General features: G+C 60.9%; 5 protein-coding genes. 1 reads left to right on the forward strand and 4 read right to left on the reverse strand.

Annotated features, from left to right (window positions below):
- Positions 1–134 precede the first annotated feature (134 nt).
- Positions 135–878 carry an SDR family NAD(P)-dependent oxidoreductase gene (locus ACSFE6_RS30875; RefSeq protein ID WP_435431161.1) on the reverse strand — a complete coding sequence of 248 codons (744 nt, stop codon included), beginning with the start codon at positions 876–878 and terminating at the stop codon, positions 135–137.
- A 353-nt stretch (positions 879–1,231) separates the two neighbouring features.
- On the opposite strand from ACSFE6_RS30875, the gene ACSFE6_RS30880 reads away from it, so the two are divergent.
- Positions 1,232–1,708: an MEKHLA domain-containing protein gene (locus ACSFE6_RS30880; RefSeq protein WP_435431162.1), complete on the forward strand. Its 477-nt coding sequence runs from the start codon at positions 1,232–1,234 to the stop codon at positions 1,706–1,708.
- A 79-nt stretch (positions 1,709–1,787) separates the two neighbouring features.
- Here the strand turns inward: ACSFE6_RS30880 and ACSFE6_RS30885 are convergent, their stop codons facing one another.
- The 3 genes from ACSFE6_RS30885 to ACSFE6_RS30895 form a co-directional block, all read right to left on the reverse strand.
- Positions 1,788–2,807, reverse strand: coding sequence for a branched-chain amino acid aminotransferase (locus tag ACSFE6_RS30885; protein WP_435431163.1), 1,020 nt, complete (start codon positions 2,805–2,807; stop codon positions 1,788–1,790).
- Positions 2,808–2,992: 185 nt separating this feature from the next.
- Complete coding sequence (locus ACSFE6_RS30890; RefSeq protein ID WP_435431164.1) at positions 2,993–3,919, reverse strand: hydroxymethylglutaryl-CoA lyase; 927 nt, start codon at positions 3,917–3,919, stop codon at positions 2,993–2,995.
- A complete protein-coding gene (locus ACSFE6_RS30895) occupies positions 3,916–5,109 on the reverse strand; it encodes a CaiB/BaiF CoA transferase family protein (RefSeq protein WP_435431165.1) in 1,194 nt (397 codons plus the stop codon). The genes ACSFE6_RS30890 and ACSFE6_RS30895 overlap by 4 nt, the downstream gene beginning before the upstream one ends.
- Positions 5,110–5,370 lie beyond the last annotated feature (261 nt).

The following is a 5,370-nucleotide window of genomic DNA, read 5'->3' on the forward strand; positions in this document are numbered from 1 at the left end:
CGGAACACCGCACCCGTGTAGGAGGGCCGCAGGCTGCGGTTTTTTGGTTTTGCCTTTAAACAGAAAAAGATCGCAGCCTGCGGCAGCTCCTACATGGATCGAGTGAACGGTAGGCGCTGCGATCTTTTGCTCTATTAGCGCAGCGTATAACCGCTATCAACCACCCAGTCCTGCCCGATGACGTTACGAGCGCCATTGCCGAGCTGGAACAGGATCACGTCGGCGACGGCCCCCGGTTCCAGGAACTGACCGTCCAGCAAGCGCTGTTTGACCGTTTCGGCCACTGCATTCAACTCCTCGTTCTTCAGGCCCAGGGTTGACCAGATTGGCGTAGCGGTCGGGCCGGGGGAGACGGTGTTGATGCGAATGCCGTGGGGCGCCAGCTCCACTGCCAGGGTGCGGGCATGGTGGATCAATGCGGCCTTGGACGCGATGTAAGCGGCCAGGCCCGGAAAGGTCACTTGTGCCAGGAAGGTGCCGATAAACACCACCGAAGCGTTCGCCGCCAGTTGCCCGCGCAGGCTGGCCAGGGTGTTCAGCGCACCGGCACCGTTGACCGCCCATTGCCGGTCGAACGCCGCCAGATCGAGGCCATCGGCCAGTTCCGCGATGCCCGCATTCGGCACCAGGTAGCTCACGGGGCCCATCGTCGCAGCTTGTTTTGCCAATCGCGCCAGGTCGGCCGGTTGGGTGACGTCACCGGCGACCCACGAGAGTTGGGTCGTGAAGCGCTCCGCCAATTCACCGAGGCCACCGAGCTGGCGCGACATCGCCAGGACGCGGGCACCTTGGCCCAGCAATCGTTCGGTAACGGCCAGGCCAATGCCGGAGCTGGCGCCGGTGACAACAGCCAGGCGATCTTGAAAAGTGTTGTTCATGCACGCGATTCCTTTTTGGTTATGTGAGCTTTCGCTGTTCACTTACCAAAAAGCAGGCCAATGTCATGGGCCTTTAAGTACGGGCGTTCCATGTTGGTTCTGGTTATTTTGACTTCATTCTAATTTAGTCATTAAGACTCTATTTGGTCTTAATGACAGGGGGCTGTAGGAGCGAGCTCTGCTCGCGAAAAAACCAAATGCACCGTTGGGTATCTGGTGTTACGCGTTATCGTTAACGACCATCGCGAGCAGGGCTCGCTCCTACAAAGAGCAATATGGTGTCTTCTGGGGCTGTTTTTCAGGGTGGATTTTCAGTAGCGTCGCAGCCATCGCGTTGTTCTGGAAGCAAACCCATGTCGTCGCTCAGTGAATTCAAGGAAATGGTTCGGCAACTGGACGCCGCTTATCGACACTGGACTGGCACCCGTTTGCCCGCGCCGGACTCCTTGGGCGAAGACGAGCGCCTGACCTGGCTGCATGTCCACGCCCCGTATGCCTTGCTGGCCCATGGCACTCAGGCGGATCCGCTTTTCTACTATGCCAATGAGCAGGCGCTGGCCAGCTTCAAATACCCACGCGAGCAGTTCATCGGCATGCCATCGCGTTTCAGTGCATCGCCACTGGACCGGGACATGCGCCAAACCTTGCTGGAGCAGGTGACGGCCAAGGGCATTGCCCATGGCTACAGCGGCTATCGGGTAGATCGCCAGGGCGAGGCGTTCATGATTCATCAGGGCAGTGTCTGGAGGCTGCTTGATGAGCAGGGCGCGCCTTGTGGTCAGGCCGCCTTGTTCTGGCCGGATCCGGAGCGTGTGGGTCAACTCGACTAGATCAGCCTTTCGACCAGACAAAAAAAATCGCCGCCTTCGAATGAGGGCGGCGATTTTTCGTTTACGGGCAGGCGTCAGGTCAAACCTTGACGATCCAGCCGGCTGGCGCTTCGATGTCGCCGGTCTGCACACCGGTCAGCTCTTTGTAGAGCTTCTGGGTGATCGGGCCGACTTCGGTTTCGCTGTGGAACACGTGCAGGTGATCGTTGTAGCTGATGCCGCCGATCGGGGTGATCACCGCAGCAGTACCGCAGGCGCCGGCTTCCTTGAAGTCCGACAGCTTGTCGATGAACACGTCGCCTTCGACCACTTCCAGGCCCAGACGGGTTTTCGCCAGCTCGATCAGCGACAGGCGGGTGATGCCCGGCAGGACCGACGGCGAGTTCGGGGTCACGAACTTGTTGTCATGGGTAATCCCGAAGAAGTTGGCCGAGCCGACTTCCTCGATTTTCTTGTGGGTCAACGGATCCAGGTAGATCGCGTCGGCGAAGTGCGCTTTCTTGGCCTGGGAACCCGGCATCAGGCTGGCGGCATAGTTGCCACCCACCTTGGCGGCACCGGTGCCTTGTGGCGCGGCGCGGTCGTAGGTGGAAATCAGGAAGTTGTGCGGGGTCAAACCACCTTTGAAATAGGCGCCGACCGGGATCGCAAACACCGAGAAGATGAACTCGGGAGCGGTACGCACGCCGATGTTGTCACCCACGCCGATCACGAACGGACGCAGGTACAGCGCACCGCCGGTGCCGTAAGGCGGGATGAAGCGCTCGTTGGCGCGGACCACTTCTTTGCACGCTTCGATGAACTGTTCGGTGGACACGTGCGGCATCAGCAGGCGGGCGCAGCTGCGCTGCATGCGTGCGGCATTCTGGTCCGGGCGGAACAGGTTGATCGAACCGTCCTTGCAGCGGTAGGCCTTCAAGCCTTCGAAGCATTGCTGGCCATAGTGAAGGGCAGTGGAGCCTTCGCTGATGTGCAGCACGTTATCTTCGGTCAGGGTGCCTTTGTCCCACTCGCCATTGCGAAAGTACGACAGATAGCGCTTGTCGGTCTTGATGTAGTCAAAACCCAGCTTGTCCCAATTGATGCTTTCGTTACCCATGACACCCTCTATCACTTAACAACCGCCGAAACGGTACAAGGCTTCTGACGTTTTTCTGGATGGGCACAACAATACTTCATTCCGGGCCGAAATCGCAGCCCGGACTATCGGGTTGCAGACAGATAAATGCAGTTGGCCGCTGGAATTCGCGAGCAGGCTCGCTCCCACAGGGGAAACTTGTTCGGTCAGGACGGCACCGGGTGCAGGTCGCAATTACGTCCGGCCTTGACCAGTTGGCCGGGCACTTCATGGCCAAGCAGCGCTGGCAGTCCTCGGGACAACTTCAACAACAGCGGCAGATCGATGCCGGTATGGATGCCAACTTCATCGCACAGGTTGACCAGGTCTTCGGTGCAGATGTTGCCCGAAGCCCCCGGAGCGAACGGACAACCGCCGAGCCCGCCGAGGGCCGCGTCGAAGCGTCGGGCACCAGCCTCGTAGGCCGCCAGCACATTGCACAGGCCAAGGCCGCGGGTGTTGTGGAAATGCAGGGTCAGGTCCGCTGGCGAAACGCGCTGCAGGACCCGCCGCACCAGGCGGTCGACCTGACGCGGATTGGCCATGCCGGTGGTGTCGGCCAGGGTGATGCCCTGGATGCCGAGTTCCTGGTAAGCCTCGACGATCTGCAACACGCGGTCTTCATCGATCCGGCCTTCGAACGGGCAACCAAACGTGGTGGCGATGCTGGCGTTGAGTCGCACCTGCGAGCCCTGCACGAACTGCACGATTTCGCCGAATGCAGCCAGCGAGTCTTCACAGCGCATGCGCATGTTCGCCAGGTTGTGGGTTTGACTGGCCGACATCACCAGATTCAGTTCATCGGCATGGCAAGCCAGCGCCCGTTGCGCGCCCTTGAGGTTGGGGATCAACGCAACGTAGATCACCCCCGGCTGGCGGGTGATGCCCTTGAACACCGACTCGCCATCGCGCAACGCCGGAATGGCCTTGGGCGACACGAACGAGCCGGCTTCGATACGGCTGAAACCGGCCAGCGACAATTGATCGATCAGGGCGATCTTGTCGACGGTCTCGACCCAGGTGGGCTCGATCTGCAAGCCGTCACGGGGGGAGACCTCCTGAACAATCAGGCTATCTGAGTAATCAGTGATCATTGCACCACTCCTTCGACTTTCAGACGTTCGATGTCGGCCAGCGTCAGACCAAGCTGCGCGAGGATGCCGTCGGTGTGCTGCCCCAGTCCCGGGCCGGACCAGTTCACGCCACCGGGGGTTTCCGAGAGTTTCGGTACGATACCTGGCATCTTCACCGTGGCGCCGCCCGGCAGCTCGGCGTTGAGCAGCATGTCCCGTGCCTGATAGTGCGGGTCGGCAACAATGTCGGCCACCGAATAGATACGCCCGGCCGGGACTTCGGCGGCTTCCAGCGCCGCCAACACTTCAATGATCGGCAGGCTGCTGGTCCAGTGGGTGATCGCCGCATCGAGCAGATTGCTCTGGGCTGCACGCCCGTCGTTATGGGCGAACGCCGGGGCTTCGGCCAGATCCGGCCGGCCGATGGTGTTCATCAGACGACGGTAGATCGGATCGCTGTTACCGGCAATGACCACATAAGCGCCATCGGCCGTGAGGTAGGTGTTCGAAGGCGCGATACCCGGCAAGGCACCGCCACTGCGTTCGCGCACATGACCAAGCATGTCGTACTCCGGCACCAGGCTTTCCATGACGTTGAACACGCTTTCGGCCAGTGACACATCAACGATTTGCCCCACGCCCTGCCCGGTCTTGACCCGCAGCAGTGACATCAGCGCACCGATCACCGCGTGCAACGACGCCAGCGAATCGCCAAGGCTGACGCCCACCCGCGCCGGCGGCGAGCCGGGGGTGCCGGTGGTATAGCGGATGCCGCCCATGGCCTCGCCGATGGCGCCGAAACCCGGGCGATCACGGTACGGGCCGGTCTGGCCATAACCGGAAATCCGCACCAGGGTCAGGTTGGGGTTGAGGGCGTGCAGCACGTCCCAGCCCAGGCCGAGTTTTTCCAGGGCGCCGGGGCGCAGGTTTTCGATCAGCACGTCGGCGCTGGTTGCCAATTGCTTGACCAGGTCGATGCCTTCAGGGGATTTGAGGTTCAGGGCCAGGGATTTCTTGTTGCGCGATTGCAGGTACCACCACAGCGAGGTGCCTTCATGCAGCTTGCGCCATTTACGCAGGGGATCACCCTGCCCCATGGCTTCGATCTTGATCACCTCGGCGCCGAACTCGGCCAGCATGCGCGCGGCGAATGGCGCAGCGATCAGCGTGCCGATTTCGATCACTTTGATTGCACTCAAGGGGGCAGTCATCGCGGGGTACCTCTTGTTCTTGGAATATGGGGCCAAGGCTAGAGGACGATGGGGAATGGAATCCAACCTTCAGTTGGCAACGGGCGTTCGCGAAATGCGAACGCCCTGGGAGATCAGTGCGACCTCAAGACCGCCTTCGGGGGGAGGGGTGTTTCCCCCACCTGCCCTTCGCGTTTTCCACACCCCCCTTGGTGTGGAGTCGCTTTTTGCCAGGGTTCGACCCCCCCCCCCACACATTTGGACCTACTTCCCAACCGCCTC

This window comes from Pseudomonas baetica (assembly GCF_051216495.1).
Taxonomy (GTDB): domain Bacteria; phylum Pseudomonadota; class Gammaproteobacteria; order Pseudomonadales; family Pseudomonadaceae; genus Aquipseudomonas; species Aquipseudomonas baetica_B.